The sequence below is a fragment of the Bradyrhizobium australafricanum genome, from assembly GCF_020329495.1.
Classification (GTDB): domain Bacteria; phylum Pseudomonadota; class Alphaproteobacteria; order Rhizobiales; family Xanthobacteraceae; genus Bradyrhizobium; species Bradyrhizobium australafricanum.
The window spans coordinates 26,019-40,276 of record NZ_JAGKJL010000006.1 but is presented as its reverse complement, the minus strand read 5'-3'; the positions used below and the strand labels follow the sequence as shown (position 1 = coordinate 40,276).

Below are 14,258 nucleotides of genomic sequence, written 5' to 3'. Positions count from 1 at the left end.
GACGAGACGCTTTCCCGCCAGGGCGGCTCACTTTAGGGTCACGCGACGCCGAACAACCAATGACGAAGGTGGAGGAAGCTTTGCCGACGACCATAGCCGCTGACGATGAGGGGAATTTGACACGGAGCTTCGACGGCCTTCGCGTGCTCGATTTTTCGACCACGATCGCCGGACCTCATTGCACGCGGATGCTCGCCGACATGGGCGCCGAGGTAATCAAGATCGAGCCCGCCGAGGGCGAGACGATGCGAACGCGGCCGCCGGTGCGCAACAATTGCTCGACGGCGTTCGGCCAGCTCAATATCGGCAAGAACAGCCTGGTGCTCGACCTGAAGTCGCCGGCCGGCGTCGAAGCCGTGCGCCGGCTGATCGCCACCGCCGACGTGCTGGTGGAGAATTTCCGTCCCGGCGTGATGCGGCGGCTGAAGCTCGATTACGCCTCTGTCCGCGACATCAATCCGAAGCTGATCTTTTGCTCGATCTCCGGCTACGGCCAGACTGGCCCATCGGCGGAATTGCCGGCCTATGCGCCGGTGATCCATGCCGCCTCGGGCTACGAGATGGCGCATCTCGCCTACCAGCCGGGCCGCAGCCGGCCGGACTATTGCGGCATCTACCACGCCGATGTGCTGACCGGCGTTTACGCCTTCGGTGCGATCTCGGCGGCGCTCTATCAGCGCGCCGCCAGCGGCAAGGGCCAGCATATCGACGTCTCGATGCTGGAATCGATGCTGAGCCTGACCCTGAACGAGTTGCAATGGTCGCAATTCGAGGTGAAGCAAACCCAGCGCCCGATGTTCGGCCCGATCGAGACCACCGACGGCTACGTGATGGTGGCGATCGCCAGCGAGAAGACGTTCCAGAACCTGATGCAGGTGATCGGCCGTCCCGATTGGGTGTCCGATCCGCGCTTCGCCAAATATGCCGATCGGCGGGAGAACTGGGCGGGCCTAATGGAGGGCGTCGAGGCGTGGTCGCGCTCGGTCAGCACGCAGACCTGTCTTGCCGCGCTCAACGAGTATGGCGTGCCGTCATCGGCCTATCGCACCGTGCGCGAGGCGCTCGCCGATCCGCAAATCGCCCATCGCGGCGCGCTGGCCGAGGTTGCGGACGGCGGCGGCAGCTTCAAGGTGCTCAATCTGCCGTTCCGTATGTCCGGCGCTGCGGTCGGTGCGCGCAAGCGGATGTCGACGCTCGGCGAGCACACGCTGTCCTATCTGAAGGAGATCGGGCTCTCCGAGGATCAGATCGCAGGCTTCGCAGCGCAACCGGCAAAGACGGCGCGTCATTAAGCCTGCGGCTTTTCATCCGCATTACGGTCTTGTCGCGCGCGGCGATTCCGGACAATCTGCCGCCCAACAGACGACGATCCGGAACACCGGACGTCGCCCACCTGGGAGGGAGCATTGATGAAGCTGGTTGGGCGCGCGCACGCCGTTGCGCGCATATTTCTTGTGGCGGGATTCAGTGCCGCGGCATTCGCTGCACCGGCCAATGCGCAGAAGCAGGGCGGCACGCTCAACGTTGGCCAGGAACTCGACATTCCCGGCTTCGACCCGCTCAAGGTCGGCGTCTACGACACCTCAGCCAATACCGCGGCGGCCGCAATCTTCGACACGCTGACCACACTCGACGACAAGGGCGAGGTGAAGCCGAAGCTCGCGCTGTCGTCGGAGCATTCGGAAGACTTCAAGACCTGGACCATCAAGCTCCGTCCAGGCGTCAAATTCCATGACGGCACGCCGTTCAACGCGCAGGCTGTGAAGGAGAATTTCGACCGCCAGAAGGATCCCGCCAACAAATGCCGTTGCGCCTTCTACATCACGAACATCATCAGCGTGAACACGGTCGACGACCTGACGGTGGTCTATAATTTCAGCGACCCGGCCGTGAACTTCCCGGCGACGCAGACCATTCAAAGCTCCAACAACGTCATGCAGTCGCCGACCGCATGGAAGACCAAGGGCGACGACTACAACCGCAACCCGGTCGGCACCGGTCCCTACATCCTGAAGTCCTGGACCGCCGGCGACCGCATGGTGCTCGAGAAGAACCCGGACTACTGGAACAAGGGCAAGCCCTATCTCGACCGCATCGTCCTGAAGCCCTTGCCGGATGCACAGTCGCGCTTTGCCTCGCTGCAATCGGGCGAGGCCGACATCATCTGGGACGACGAAGCCGATGCCGACAACATCATCAGGGCGCGCAAGGACACGAGCCTGACCGTGCATACCTATGAAGGCTCGGGGGCTGCAGTCGCTGCCTTCAACACCAAGGTCCCGCCGTTCGACGACGTGCGCGTGCGCCAGGCGCTGGTGATGGCGCTCGACCGTACGAAGATGTCGCAGGCGATTACCAATGGCCTGGCGCGACCGGCCAGCAATCCCTACGGCGACGGGTCCTGGGTGAAGTGCAAGGATGACGGCGCGCTGCCCTACGATGTCGAAAAGGCCAAGGCGTTGATCAAGGATTACGGCAAGCCGGTCGAATTCAAGATGCTGGTCACGGCGACGCCGCGCGGCCGCACCGGCGGCCAGGTGTTGCAGCAATTCTGGAAGCGCATCGGCGCCAACATGGAGATCGAGCAGGTCGATCAGGCGACCATTCCGCCGCGCGCCTTCATGCGCCAGTTCCAGCTCACGCCGTGGCGCATCGTCGATCTCGCCGATCCCGATCCGCAGATGTACGCCAATTTCCACACCGGCAGCCCGGTGGCGCTCGCGAACTACTCCAATCCGGAGCTGGACCGGTTGCTGGAGCATGCGCGGACCACGGCCGACGTCGCCCAGCGCACCGAGGACTATTGCGCGATCAGCCGCCTGATCAACAAGGAAGCAATCTGGTTCTGGACTTTCCAGAACACCTACTACGCAATCTCGAGCGCGAAGGTGAAGGGCGTGCCGAAGATGTTCAACGGGGTGCTCGACGTCTCCGACGCCTGGAAGGAATAGCCTTTCATGCTGTTCTTCGTCGCGCGCAGGCTCCTGTACCTGGTACCGGTGCTGATCGCGGTCTCGGTCCTGACTTTCGTGATCGCCTCGCTGTTGCCCGGCGATCTGGCCTATGTGATCCTCGGCGACCAGGCGACGCCGGAGAACGTCGCGGCCCTGCGTCACGACATGGGGCTCGATCAGCCGATCTGGCTGCGCTACCTCGGCTGGCTGTGGCACATCCTGCAGGGTGACTTCGGACGATCCTTCCGCACCGGGCAGACGGTGCTGCAGGCTGTCAGCGACCGCGTCCCGGTCTCGTTCGAGCTGATGATCCTGGCCGAGCTGATCGGGCTCGCGATCGGCGTGCCGCTGGCGATCGCCTGCGCGGCCAAGGCCGGCAGCGCGTTCGACCGCTTCATGACCGGCTCGGCCTTCGGCATGCTGTCGGTGCCGACCTTCCTGTCCGCGATCCTCTTGATCTATCTGTTTGCGGTAGAGCTGCGCCTGCTGCCGGCGACCGGCTATGTGCCGTTCACCGAGGACCCGGTCGCCAATTTGCGCTTCATGGTGCTGCCGGCGCTGACGCTCGGGCTTGCGGAATGGCCGGGCATCATGCGCGTGCTGCGCTCCGACATGATCGCGGCGCTGCAGGAGGACTACATCGCGCTCGCCAAGGCGAAGGGCCTCAAGCCGTCGCGCATCCTGTTCGTGCACGCACTGAAGCCGTCGTCGCTGACGCTCGTCACCATCACCGGCATCAATATCGGCCGCCTGATCGGTGGCGCCGTCATCGTCGAGTCGATCTTCGCCTTGCCGGGGATCGGCCGCCTCCTGGTCGGCGCGATCTATACCCGCGATCTGATCATCCTGCAGGGCGTGGTGCTGCTGGTTGCCGCGGGCTTCGTGATCATGAATTTCATCGTCGACATGCTCTACGCCCTTCTCGATCCGAGGATTCGCCATGGCCACGCTTGAGCTCAGCCTCGAGGAAGAGGCCGGTGCGACGCCGGCCCGGCGCCGCCGCGGGCTCGGCATGCTGTTCTGGATCGCGATCGGCTGGATGGCGCTGGTGTTCACGGTCGCGATCTTTGCCGACCTGCTGCCGCTGCCGAGCCCGACCGACATGGACATGCTGGAGCGGCGGGCGCCGATCTCCGCCGAGCATTGGCTCGGCACCGACGGTCTCGGCCGTGACGAGCTGTCGCGGTTGATCTATGGCGCGCGCATCTCGCTGATCGTCGGCCTCTGCGCACCGATGATCGGTGTCACCATCGGCGGCGCGCTCGGCATGCTCGCGGGCTATTTCCGCGGCCGGTTCGAATCCTTCGTCGTCGGCAGCATGGACGTGCTGCTGGCGTTCCCGCCGCTGATCCTGGCGCTTGCGGTCACCGCCTATCTCGGCCAGTCGATCTTCAATCTGACCTGCATCCTCGGCGTGCTCGGCATTCCCGCCTTCATGCGGGTGGCGCGGGCGGCGACCTTGTCGCTGGCGCGGCGCGAATTCGTCATCGCGGCGCAGGCGCTCGGCGCAACGCATGCGCGCATCCTGCTGCGCGAGCTGCTGCCCAATGTGATGCTGCCGCTGCTCGCCTTCTTCCTGCTCGGCGTCGCCGTCACAATCGTGGTCGAGGGCTCGCTGTCCTTTCTCGGCCTCGGCGTGCCGCCGCCGATCTCGAGCTGGGGCAGCATGATCGGGGAGGGCCGTGAGAGCCTCGAGGTGGCGCCGCGGCTCGCCTTCATTCCGGCGATCGCGATGTTCCTGACCGTGCTCTCGTTCAACCTGATCGGCGATACGATGCGCGCGCTGACCGATCCCAGGCAGGGGGCGCTATGAGCCGGACGCTGCTCTCGGTCGAGAATGCGGTGGTCGACCTGCCGACGCCGCGCGGCAATCTGCGGGCGGTGGATCATGTCGATCTCGCCGTCGGTGCCGGCAGGACGCTCGGCATCGTCGGCGAGTCCGGGTGCGGCAAGACCATGCTGTCGCGCGCGATCCTGCAGCTGTTGCCCAAGAAGGCGAAACTGTCCGGCCGCGTGATGTTCGACGGGCAGGACCTGACGAAACTCCCGGCCGAGAAATTGCGCAAGCTGCGCGGCCGCTCGCTCGCGGTTGTGTTCCAGGACCCGATGACCTCGCTCAATCCGGTGCTGACCATCGGCACCCAGCTGATCGAGACCATTGTGGAACATCTCGAGCTCGATCTTGCGGAGGCCCGGCAGCGCAGCATCGAACTGTTGGCGGCGGTCGGCATTCCCGCGCCCGAGCAGCGCCTCGTGCAATATCCGCACCAGCTCTCCGGTGGCATGCGCCAGCGCGTCGCGATCGCGGTGGCACTGTCCTGCGAGCCACAGCTCCTGATCGCGGACGAGCCGACCACCGCGCTCGACGTCACGATCCAGGCGCAGATCCTCGATCTCCTGGCGCGCGAGCAGCAGCGCCGTCACATGGCGATGATCATCATCACGCATGACCTCGGCGTGGTCGCCGGCCGCACCGACGAGGTCGCGGTGATGTATGCCGGGCGCGTCGTCGAACGCGCGCCGACGCCGGCCTTGTTCAAGCAGATGCGGATGCCCTACACCGAGGCGCTGCTCGCCGCGTTGCCGAAGCTCGACGTCGCGCCGCATACGCCGCTGCCGGCGATTTCCGGGCGGCCGCCCGATCCGACCCGGCCGCTCAAGGGCTGCTCGTTCTCGCCGCGCTGCCGCTATTCCGCGGAGCGCTGCGGCGCGGAGAAGCCGCAGCTCAGCCGGGCCGAAACGCCGGAGCATCTCTACGCCTGCTTCCATCCGATCACCGCGGGGATCCGCGCATGATGCTGCAGGCAGCACCCGATCCGCTGATGAAGGTGGAAAACCTCGTCGTCGAATATTCGGTGGGAGGCAAGACCATCCATGCCGTTTCCGATGTCAGTCTCGAGATCGCGCGCGGCGAGACGCTGGGGCTGGTCGGCGAATCCGGCTGCGGCAAGTCCACCCTCGGCCGCGCGGTGCTGCAATTGCGCCAGGCCGTCTCCGGCAAGGTGCTGTTCGACGGGCACGATCTGACCACGCTGAAGGGCGAGCCACTGCGCAAGATGCGCCGGCGCGTGCAGCTGATCTTCCAGGACCCGATTGCCTCGCTCAATCCGCGGCGGCGGATTGGCGACATCGTCGCCGAGCCGCTGGCGATCGCGGGCGTCAAGGATCCCGAGGAACGCCGACGGCGCGTCAGTGACGTGCTGTCGGCGGTCGGCCTCGATCCGGCGCTGGTGAGCGGACGCTTGCCGCATGAATTCTCCGGCGGACAATGCCAGCGCATCTGCATCGCCCGCTCGCTGGTGCTCAATCCGGAATTCGTGATCTGCGACGAGCCGGTGTCCGCGCTCGATGTCTCGATCCGCGCCCAGATCCTCAATCTGCTGGAGGAGATGAAGGCGCGCTACGGCCTGACCCTGCTGTTCATCGCCCACGACCTCGCCGTGGTGAAGGCGGTCTCAGATCGCGTCGCGGTGATGTATCTCGGCCGGCTCTGCGAGGTCGGCCCGTCGGAGCAGTTGTTTGCACGGCCGGCGCATCCCTATACCGCGCTGCTGATCGAGGCGATCCCGGTGCCGGATCCGGATGTCCGCCCGACCCAGAGCGTTCCGGTCGGCGAGCCGCCGTCGCCGATCGCGCCGCCCTCCGGCTGCCGTTTCCGCACCCGCTGCCCCCGGGCCGACACGCGCTGCGCCAGCGAAGTGCCAGAACTGCGTGTGGTTGCGCCCGGCCAGTTCGCGGCTTGCCATCATCCCCTGATCTAAATATCCGGAGGCCGACACCGCGTTTGTCCCGGACGGGCAGGCGTGGCAAGGTCCGCCGCAAGAACAAGCTACGGGAGAACAGCGATGAAGAGTTTCCAGGTCGTCGATTTCAACGCCCCCTTGAAGGAGGTCGATCAGCCGACGCCGCAGCCGTCCGGCACGCAGGTGCTGATCAAGGTCAAGGCCGCCGGCGTCTGCCACAGCGATCTGCACATCTGGGAGGGCGGCTATGATCTCGGCCACGGCCGCAAGCCGCTGTCGCTGAAGGATCGCGGCGTCTCGCTGCCGCGCACGATGGGCCATGAGACGGTCGGCGAGATCGTGGCCTTCGGGCCCGACGTCAAGGACGCCGACAAGGGCGGCCTCAAGGTCGGCGATGTCGCGCTGGCCTATCCCTGGCTCGGCTGCGGCAAGTGCCCGACCTGCCTCGGCGGCGACGAGAACATGTGCGCAATCAAGCCGAATGCGCTCGGTGTCTATTGCGACGGCGGCTACGCCGACCACATGACGGTGCCGCATCCGAAGTATCTGCTCAACCTCAAGGGGCTCGATCCCGTCACGGCCGCGCCCTATGCCTGCTCCGGTGTCACGACCTACAGCGCGCTGAAGAAGGTCGAGAAGGATCTCGACACACCGATCGTGATCTTCGGCGCCGGCGGTCTCGGGCTGATGGCGCTCTCGCTGCTGAAGGCGATGGGCGGCAAGGGCGCGATCGTGGTCGATATCGACGCCAGGAAGCGCGAGGCGGCCGAGGCCGCGGGTGCGCTCGCGACCGTCGACGGCAAGGCGCCCGACGCGCTGGAACAGCTCGTCAAGAAGGCCGGCCAGCCGATCCGTGCCGCGATCGATCTGGTCGGCAACGCGCAGACCTCGCAGCTCGGCTTCGACTGCCTGACCAAGGGCGGCAAGCTCGTGATCGTCGGCCTGTTCGGCGGCGGCGCGCCCTGGGCGCTGCCGCTGATCCCGATCAAGGCGGTCACCATCCAGGGCAGCTATGTCGGCAATCTGCGCGAGACCCAGGAGCTGCTCGACCTCGTGCGGACCAAGAAGATTCCGGCGATCCCGGTCACGCCGATGCCGCTGGCAAAGGCGAACGAGGCGCTGACAAATCTGCAGAAGGGCCAGCTGGTCGGCCGCGCGGTGCTGACGCCGTAGATCAACTCACCGTCATTCCGGGATGGTGCGCAGCACCAGACCCGGAATCTCGAGATTCCGGGTTCGATGCTCCGCATCGCCCCGGAATGACTGTTGTGTTCCGGAGAATCCCATGTCCGCCAACGACCCACTCCACATCGCCGTCCTCGGTGGCGACGGCATCGGCCCCGAAGTGATGGCGCCGGCACTCGACGTGCTGCGCAAGATCGAGGCGTCGGCCGGTCTCAAATTCCGCTTCACCGAGGCGCCGGCCGGCGCGGGCCATTACAAGGAAACCGGCAAGTCGATGCCGGAGAGCACGATCCGGCTGTGCGAGGAGGCCGACGCGATCCTGCTCGGCGCCTGCGGCCTGCCGTCGGTGCGCTACCCCGACAACACCGAGATCGCGCCGCAGATCGAGTTGCGCATGATCTTCGATCTCTATGCCGGCGTGCGGCCCGCGCGGTTGATCCCCGGTGTATCGAGCACGATCGTCGGCGCCGACCAGAAGGGTATCGACCTCGTCGTGATCCGGGAATCGACCGAGGGGCTGTTCGCCTCGATGGGCAAGGGCGTCGTCACCGACAGCGAGGCGCGCGAGACGATGGTGATCACGCGCCACACCTCCGAGCGGCTGTTCGAGTTCTCGTTCCGGCTCGCCGAACGCCGCAAGGCGCGCGGCAAGGTCAATGGCGGGCTGACCTGCGTCGACAAGGCGAACGTGTTCAAGGCGTTCGCATTCTTCCGGAACATCTTCGACGAGACTGCGAGGCGTCATCCCGACGTCAGGGCTGACCACCTCTACATCGATGCGACCGCGGCTGCGCTGGTGAAGCGTCCGTGGGACTTCGACGTCATGGTGACCGAGAACATGTTCGGCGACATCCTGTCCGATCTCGCCGCCGGTCTGATCGGCGGCATGGGCATGGCGCCGTCAGCCGACATCGGTGACCGCTACGCGGTGTTTCAGCCGTGTCATGGCACGGCGCCCGACATCATGGGGCAGGGCAAGGCCAATCCGACCGCGATGATCCTGTCGGCCGCGATGATGCTGGACTGGCTCGCCGACAAGCATGGACTCGAAAGCGCCGCCGAGGCCGGCGAGCGGATCGAGCGCGCGGTCGACAAGGTCTACGCCGACGGCATCAAGCCGTTTGAGTTCGGCGGCAGCAACGGCACGACCGATGTCGCGAAGGCGGTGCTGGCAGCGCTCTAGCGCGGAAGGGTGAGGGGGCCGAAGCCCCCTCGCTGATGATTAGCGATGGTGTCCGCCGTGGTGTCCGCCGCCGTGATGGCCACCATGATGTCCGCCGTGATGAGGGCGGTGCCCGTAATGATGCGGGCGATGGTGGAATTGCGGACGATGATGCCATCCGTGATGGCGCGGTCCGTAGTAGCCGTATGCGCCCGGTCGCCAATAGCAGCGGCCCCAGCGATCGCAGACCTGACGCACCTTGTCGACATTGGACGTTTCGCCCGCGATGTGACCGGCTTGCGGAAGCCCGTTGGGCATCGCGGATGCCGCGCCGGACATCAACGCTGCGCTTCCAAGCGCGGCGAGTCCAATAACGGCAAGCTTGATATTCATCGAGATCTCCTTGGTTGAAGCCTGAGAACGTCCATGCGGGCCACTTCGTTGCTGCGACAAAAAAGACAGGCTCGTGCACTTGGTTCTGGCGGCGCCGGTTCAACTGAGGAAATGCGGGAGTTATGAGGTCGCCTGATGTGCGGGCGACAATTGGCCGCGCGACAGAATAGCGACGCATTGCGCGCGCATGCGCTGCGCGAGATGGGCAGTCGAAGCGCGAGCTGAAAAGAGCGACGCGCATGCGCGGCTACCTGCGCGAAGATCATGCTCACGTGGAGCGGTGAGATCATGGCGCGATGCTCGTCGCCGCTTCAAGACCGTGCATCCGGCGGGTATTGAAGCTATCCGCCTGGATCACAAAATCTTGAAAGACAGAAGCGCCTCAAGAAAAAGCGCCGCCATCGGCGATGGCAGCGCTTCGACGTCTTCCTGGCCCGACCGGCGTGTGCAGCCGCAGCGGCCGGTGACCGGCCGTTGCGGTGTGGTGGGATCGCGTTCGCGGTGACGCGACCCGATCTGCGCTCAGTCTTCGTTGGCGGCGATCGATTCCATCAGCGACACCAGCTGACGTTGCACCGTCTGATCCTTGATCTTGCTGTAGGCGCGCAGCAACCGGAGGCTGAACGCGCTGTCGAGGAACAGCAGGCTCTCGACTTCGCGCGCCTTATTGTCGCCGTCGTAGAAGAAGGTGACCGGCACATCCAGCGCGGTCGCGATCTGTTGAAGGCGGGCAGCGCCGACACGGTTGACGCCCTTCTCGTACTTTTGAACCTGCTGGAAGCTGACGCCAAGCTTGTCGCCGAGTTCGGCCTGCGAGATCTTTTGCTCGACACGGCGTAGGCGAATCCGCTTGCCCAACTCAATGTCCGGCTTGCCGGCACTGCGCTGCTTCATCTTCTTTGCTGCTGATCTGTTCATTCTTGTGACCCGTCCTTCAAATCGAGAATCCCTGGCCCGGCTGGGTCAGGGACACGTTCATGATGTACCGCGTTAAGCTCGAGTGGATCGCCAGTTCGTCTGAACTACGAAATCCAGGAAGATCGCGGGATGGTATCCAAACGCAAACGCGCAAGGAAACACCCTAGTACCGACTCGGTCGACTACCTGAAGTCGACCGCGCCAAGGTGTCTGTCGACACCCCGCCCTCTACATTTGGCAAAATATTGACCAAACCACAACTAGCGCGAGTTTGATCGACACAGATTTTGCGCACATGCATAATAGGCGTCAATGCACAGCGCCCGTAGTTCTACGGGCCACTATATTGTACGGGCGTCGTTGCACGGATGCAACCCCAGCTAGTGCAGCCTGAGGTCGAGAAGGGGCCGGCGGGTGCTTGACTGAATCATCCGATTTGCAAGAGTTTGACGTAAGTCCAAGTCAGGCTTTCGGAATGTTGCTGGACAATTGCCCAAAAGTTCTCAATCATCTGGAACAAATGTGTGCCTACGACAAGCCGGCGAACTCTGGCGGGAGGGGCCAATGAAGCGAAAGAGGGGAACGCCTCGACTCTACCTCGCGGCTTCGGGAGTTGAAGATATGCCGGTCGCAAACACGGAAGAACGGTTGCTGGCGCTGCTCGCAACGCTGGAGGAATGTCAGGCGTTCCTGACCGACCGGGCGAACACGGAGACGGCACGGCTGTTGTCCCTTGCCATCCTCGAGCTTCGGATGGAGCTCCACAAGGTGACGGATTCCGAGCTGAAGGCCCTCTGTGACATGATCGCTTCGGATGAGCCCGTGCTGGAACAATCGACGACCCGGCAACTGCCGCCGTATTTGAGGCTGATCAAGTAAGTCACGCCCCGCGCTACGCGCGGGACGCTGCTCGGCTTGGGACGCGCGGCTCAGCCCGCAGTCACGTCAACCGCCTCGGCGCCTTCGAGCACGCGACGGGCCTTGTCGCGGTCGAGGTCACCTTCCCATGCCGCGACCACGACGGTGGCGACGCAGTTGCCGATCAAATTGCCGACTGCGCGCGCCATGCCGATGAACCAGTCGACCGAGAGCACCAGCACGAGGCCAATCGCCGGGATGCTCGGCACGGCGTTGAGCGTCGCCGCCAGGATGACGATCGCCGAGCCGGGCACGCCATGCGCACCCTTCGAGGTGATCAGCGACACGCCGAGCACCAGCATCAGGTCGCCGAACGACAGCGGCGTTTTGGTCGCCTGCGCGATGAACACGACCGCGAGCGTCAGGTAGATCGAGAAGGCATCGAGGTTGAAGGAATAGCCGGTCGGGATCACGAGGCCGACCACCGAATCCTTGACGCCGAAACGCTCCAGCTTGCGCATCACCTGCGGCAGCACCGCGTCGGACGATGCCGTGGCGACCACGATCATCAGCTCCTCGCGCAGGTAGCCGAGGAACTTGAGAATGTTGATGCCGGCGAGCGCCATCACGGCGCCGAGCACGCCGAGCACGAAGATCGCGACCGACACGTAGAACAGCGCGACCAGCGATAGCAGCTGCTTCAGCGAACCGACGCCGTATTTGCCGACCGTATAGGCGACGGCGCCGAGCACGCCGATCGGAGCGAAGCGCACGATCAGGCCCATGGCGCGGAACAGCACGGTCGAGACCGCGTCGATGAAGGAGGAGATCTTCTCGCCCTTCTCGCCGCCGACCAGTGCCAGGCTGACGCCGAAGATGATGGCGAAGAACAAGACCTGCAGCACGTCGTTGCGCGACAGCGCGTCGAACGAGGTGGTCGGGATGATGTTGAGCAGGAAGCTGCCGATGCCTTCGCCCTTCAGCTTCTGCGCGTTGCTGGCATAGTTGCCGAGCGCCTTGGCATCCAACGTCGCGGTGTCGATGTTCATGCCGTGGCCGGGGCCGAACAGATAGGCGAGCAGCAGGCCGACCACGAGCGCAACCGTCGTCATCGCCTCGAAATAGACCAGCGCCTTGACGCCGACCCGGCCGACCTTCTTGAGGTCGCCGGCACCCGCAATGCCGTGCACGACGACGCAGAACACGATCGGCGCCACGATCATCGAGATCAGCTTCAGGAAGGCATCGCTGAATATCTTCAACCCGATCGCGAAATCGGGCGCGGCCATGCCGATGACGATGCCGAGCAGCAGCGCGACAAGCACCTGCACGAACAGTGATGTGTAAAGCGGCTTGCGCGCAACTGTCGCTTCCGCTGCGATGGTCGACATGACTTCTCCCTGTTTCTGGCCGGCCGAACCCGCCAATCATAGCAACTTGCGTGCCAAGATGTCGCAGGATCGGGCACTCCTGCCGGGTCAGCCGTCGATTTCGAGGGTGCTGGTCACGGTGTAGACGACGCCGTGGGGCAGGAAATCCACGGTGGCCTCGCCGCCGAGCTGGTCGCGGGCACTGCGCTCGATCAGCCGTGAGCCGAAGCCGCGCTGGACCGGCGCGGTGACCTGTGGGCCGCCGGTTTCGGTCCAGATCATCCGCAGCTTCGGTTCGGAGCTCTCGTTGAGGATTTCCCAGTCCAGCGTCACCGTGCCGGTGTCGTTGGACAGTGCGCCATATTTGGCGGCGTTGGTCGCCATCTCGTGCAGGATCATCGACAGCACCAGAGCAAGCCGGGGCGACAGCGGCGCGCGGGGGCCGAACATCCTGACCCGCTCGGAGGTGTTCAAGAGATAGGGCCGCAGCACGCGGCTGACCACGTCCTGGAAGTCGGAGCTCTGCCATTTGTCGGTCGAGAGCAGATTATGCGCCTCGGCCAGCGCGCCGAGCCGCCCCTCGAACTTGTCGCGCTCGGTGCGGCTTGCGCTGCGGAAGGTCTGCGTGGCGATCGATTGCAGGATCGCCAGTGTGTTCTTGACGCGGTGGTTGAGCTCTTCGATCAGCAGGTCGTGCAGCATCTCGCCGCGCGCGATCGTGGTTGCCATCCGCACCGCAAAGCCGAGCCCGACCAGCAGCAGGACGCCGCCGATCACGCTGGTGATCGCCAGCGAGCGCCACAGCGGCGCCACCAGCGAGTTCTCCGCGATCCCCGCGGCGACGGTCCAGCCGGTGACGCGCGACCGGGTGAAACCGGTGATCAGCGCAACGCCTTCCAGCGAGACGGTCGGCAGCGTCGCCTCGCCGCGGCGGAACATCTCGGCGAACAGCGATGGCGAGGCGCGCTGGCCGATGGTCGCCTGCGGATTTGGCACCCGCGCCAGGTTGACGCCGTCGCTGTCGAAGATCGAGATGGTCCAGTCCTGGTTGAGGCGCTGCTTCTCGATGATGGCCTGGAACACCTCGATCGGCGGGCTGAAGGAGATGTCGTAGAGCACCTCGCCGTCGCGCATCACCGGTACCTCGACAGTGATGATCAGCCGCTGCTTCACCGCGCCGAAGAACAGGTTGGAGTATTGCGGCTGCCGCGTCGCGAACACCTTCTCGAGGATCTCGAGATTGTTGCGCGGCGGCAGGCTCGCGGTATCCGGCGTCAGCGAGGAGAACACCTGGCGTCCGGCGCGGTCCGCCACCAGCACCACGCCGTCCTTGCCGTACTGGTCGATGAAGCCGACCGCGACGCGGCGGAAATTGTCGAAGTCGCTGTTGCGCAGCGAATTGGTCAGGGCCAGCACCTGCAGACCGCCGGTCATGCGCTGCATTTCCGCATCGAGCAGCAGGCGGATGCTGCGCGCCGTCTCCAGCACGCGCTGCGTGGCCGCCTGGCGATCCCGCTGATAATTGTGGAAGACGATCCCGACCGCGAAGATGATCAGCGGCAACATCGTTCCCGCGACCAGAAGCGCGAGACGGACTGGCAATGTCAGTTTCGGCACGAAGTCCCCGGGTCGGTGCCCATTCGCTGCGAGCTTAGGGGAGGCGGGAAAAATTCGC

Annotated in this window: 13 protein-coding genes; 9 read left to right on the top strand and 4 right to left on the bottom strand. The window is 64.8% G+C overall.

Translation table 11 applies throughout. From position 1 onward, the window contains the following. Window positions 1-59 precede the first annotated feature (59 nt). The 8 genes from J6525_RS07570 to J6525_RS07535 all read left to right on the top strand — a co-directional run bounded on the left by J6525_RS07570 (window position 60) and on the right by J6525_RS07535 (window position 9,065). Complete coding sequence (locus J6525_RS07570; RefSeq protein WP_225643322.1) at window positions 60-1,292, top strand: CaiB/BaiF CoA transferase family protein; 1,233 nt, start codon at window positions 60-62, stop codon at window positions 1,290-1,292. A gap of 117 nt (window positions 1,293-1,409) precedes the next feature. Next, complete coding sequence (locus J6525_RS07565; RefSeq protein WP_225643320.1) at window positions 1,410-2,951, top strand: ABC transporter substrate-binding protein; 1,542 nt, start codon at window positions 1,410-1,412, stop codon at window positions 2,949-2,951. A gap of 6 nt (window positions 2,952-2,957) precedes the next feature. Next, complete coding sequence (locus J6525_RS07560; protein ID WP_057017526.1) at window positions 2,958-3,908, top strand: ABC transporter permease; 951 nt, start codon at window positions 2,958-2,960, stop codon at window positions 3,906-3,908. Beyond that, the gene (locus J6525_RS07555; RefSeq protein ID WP_092082680.1) at window positions 3,895-4,767 is read left to right on the top strand and encodes an ABC transporter permease; all 873 of its coding nucleotides are present in this window, start codon (window positions 3,895-3,897) and stop codon (window positions 4,765-4,767) included. Before J6525_RS07560 ends, J6525_RS07555 begins: the two co-directional genes overlap by 14 nt. After that, window positions 4,764-5,750: an ABC transporter ATP-binding protein gene (locus tag J6525_RS07550; RefSeq protein WP_225643318.1), complete on the top strand. Its 987-nt coding sequence runs from the start codon at window positions 4,764-4,766 to the stop codon at window positions 5,748-5,750. Before J6525_RS07555 ends, J6525_RS07550 begins: the two co-directional genes overlap by 4 nt. Beyond that, a complete protein-coding gene (locus J6525_RS07545) occupies window positions 5,747-6,715 on the top strand; it encodes an ABC transporter ATP-binding protein (protein WP_225643316.1) in 969 nt (322 codons plus the stop codon). Before J6525_RS07550 ends, J6525_RS07545 begins: the two co-directional genes overlap by 4 nt. A gap of 84 nt (window positions 6,716-6,799) precedes the next feature. Next, the gene (locus J6525_RS07540) at window positions 6,800-7,870 is read left to right on the top strand and encodes an alcohol dehydrogenase (RefSeq protein WP_028334327.1); all 1,071 of its coding nucleotides are present in this window, start codon (window positions 6,800-6,802) and stop codon (window positions 7,868-7,870) included. 112 nt (window positions 7,871-7,982) lie between these two features. Then, window positions 7,983-9,065 (top strand): isocitrate/isopropylmalate dehydrogenase family protein, encoded by a 1,083-nt coding sequence (locus J6525_RS07535; protein ID WP_225643314.1) that lies wholly within the window; start codon window positions 7,983-7,985, stop codon window positions 9,063-9,065. Window positions 9,066-9,104: 39 nt separating this feature from the next. On the opposite strand, the gene J6525_RS07530 is transcribed toward J6525_RS07535, so the two are convergent. Next, window positions 9,105-9,437 carry a hypothetical protein gene (locus J6525_RS07530; RefSeq protein WP_225643312.1) on the bottom strand — a complete coding sequence of 111 codons (333 nt, stop codon included), beginning with the start codon at window positions 9,435-9,437 and terminating at the stop codon, window positions 9,105-9,107. A 522-nt stretch (window positions 9,438-9,959) separates the two neighbouring features. Beyond that, window positions 9,960-10,355 carry a helix-turn-helix domain-containing protein gene (locus tag J6525_RS07525; protein WP_016844123.1) on the bottom strand — a complete coding sequence of 132 codons (396 nt, stop codon included), beginning with the start codon at window positions 10,353-10,355 and terminating at the stop codon, window positions 9,960-9,962. Window positions 10,356-10,976: 621 nt separating this feature from the next. On the opposite strand from J6525_RS07525, the gene J6525_RS07520 reads away from it, so the two are divergent. Continuing rightward, window positions 10,977-11,234 (top strand): hypothetical protein, encoded by a 258-nt coding sequence (locus J6525_RS07520; protein ID WP_225643310.1) that lies wholly within the window; start codon window positions 10,977-10,979, stop codon window positions 11,232-11,234. A 50-nt stretch (window positions 11,235-11,284) separates the two neighbouring features. On the opposite strand, the gene J6525_RS07515 is transcribed toward J6525_RS07520, so the two are convergent. Beyond that, entirely contained in the window at window positions 11,285-12,604 is a 1,320-nt protein-coding gene (locus tag J6525_RS07515; protein WP_225643308.1) for a dicarboxylate/amino acid:cation symporter, read from the bottom strand. A gap of 87 nt (window positions 12,605-12,691) precedes the next feature. After that, on the bottom strand, window positions 12,692-14,200 hold the full coding sequence (locus tag J6525_RS07510) for a sensor histidine kinase (RefSeq protein WP_225643306.1): 1,509 nt from the start codon (window positions 14,198-14,200) through the stop codon (window positions 12,692-12,694). Window positions 14,201-14,258 lie beyond the last annotated feature (58 nt).

What these genes read in the sequence shown, in the direction of transcription:
- J6525_RS07570 (WP_225643322.1), top strand. Translation starts at nt 60, where the DNA reads ATGACGAAGGTGGAGGAAGCTTTGCCGACGACCATAGCCGCTGACGAT.
- J6525_RS07565 (WP_225643320.1), top strand. Translation starts at nt 1,410, where the DNA reads ATGAAGCTGGTTGGGCGCGCGCACGCCGTTGCGCGCATATTTCTTGTG.
- J6525_RS07560 (WP_057017526.1), top strand. Translation starts at nt 2,958, where the DNA reads ATGCTGTTCTTCGTCGCGCGCAGGCTCCTGTACCTGGTACCGGTGCTG.
- J6525_RS07555 (WP_092082680.1), top strand. Translation starts at nt 3,895, where the DNA reads ATGGCCACGCTTGAGCTCAGCCTCGAGGAAGAGGCCGGTGCGACGCCG.
- J6525_RS07550 (WP_225643318.1), top strand. Translation starts at nt 4,764, where the DNA reads ATGAGCCGGACGCTGCTCTCGGTCGAGAATGCGGTGGTCGACCTGCCG.
- J6525_RS07545 (WP_225643316.1), top strand. Translation starts at nt 5,747, where the DNA reads ATGATGCTGCAGGCAGCACCCGATCCGCTGATGAAGGTGGAAAACCTC.
- J6525_RS07540 (WP_028334327.1), top strand. Translation starts at nt 6,800, where the DNA reads ATGAAGAGTTTCCAGGTCGTCGATTTCAACGCCCCCTTGAAGGAGGTC.
- J6525_RS07535 (WP_225643314.1), top strand. Translation starts at nt 7,983, where the DNA reads ATGTCCGCCAACGACCCACTCCACATCGCCGTCCTCGGTGGCGACGGC.
- J6525_RS07530 (WP_225643312.1), bottom strand. Translation starts at nt 9,437, where the DNA reads ATGAATATCAAGCTTGCCGTTATTGGACTCGCCGCGCTTGGAAGCGCA.
- J6525_RS07525 (WP_016844123.1), bottom strand. Translation starts at nt 10,355, where the DNA reads ATGAACAGATCAGCAGCAAAGAAGATGAAGCAGCGCAGTGCCGGCAAG.
- J6525_RS07520 (WP_225643310.1), top strand. Translation starts at nt 10,977, where the DNA reads ATGCCGGTCGCAAACACGGAAGAACGGTTGCTGGCGCTGCTCGCAACG.
- J6525_RS07515 (WP_225643308.1), bottom strand. Translation starts at nt 12,604, where the DNA reads ATGTCGACCATCGCAGCGGAAGCGACAGTTGCGCGCAAGCCGCTTTAC.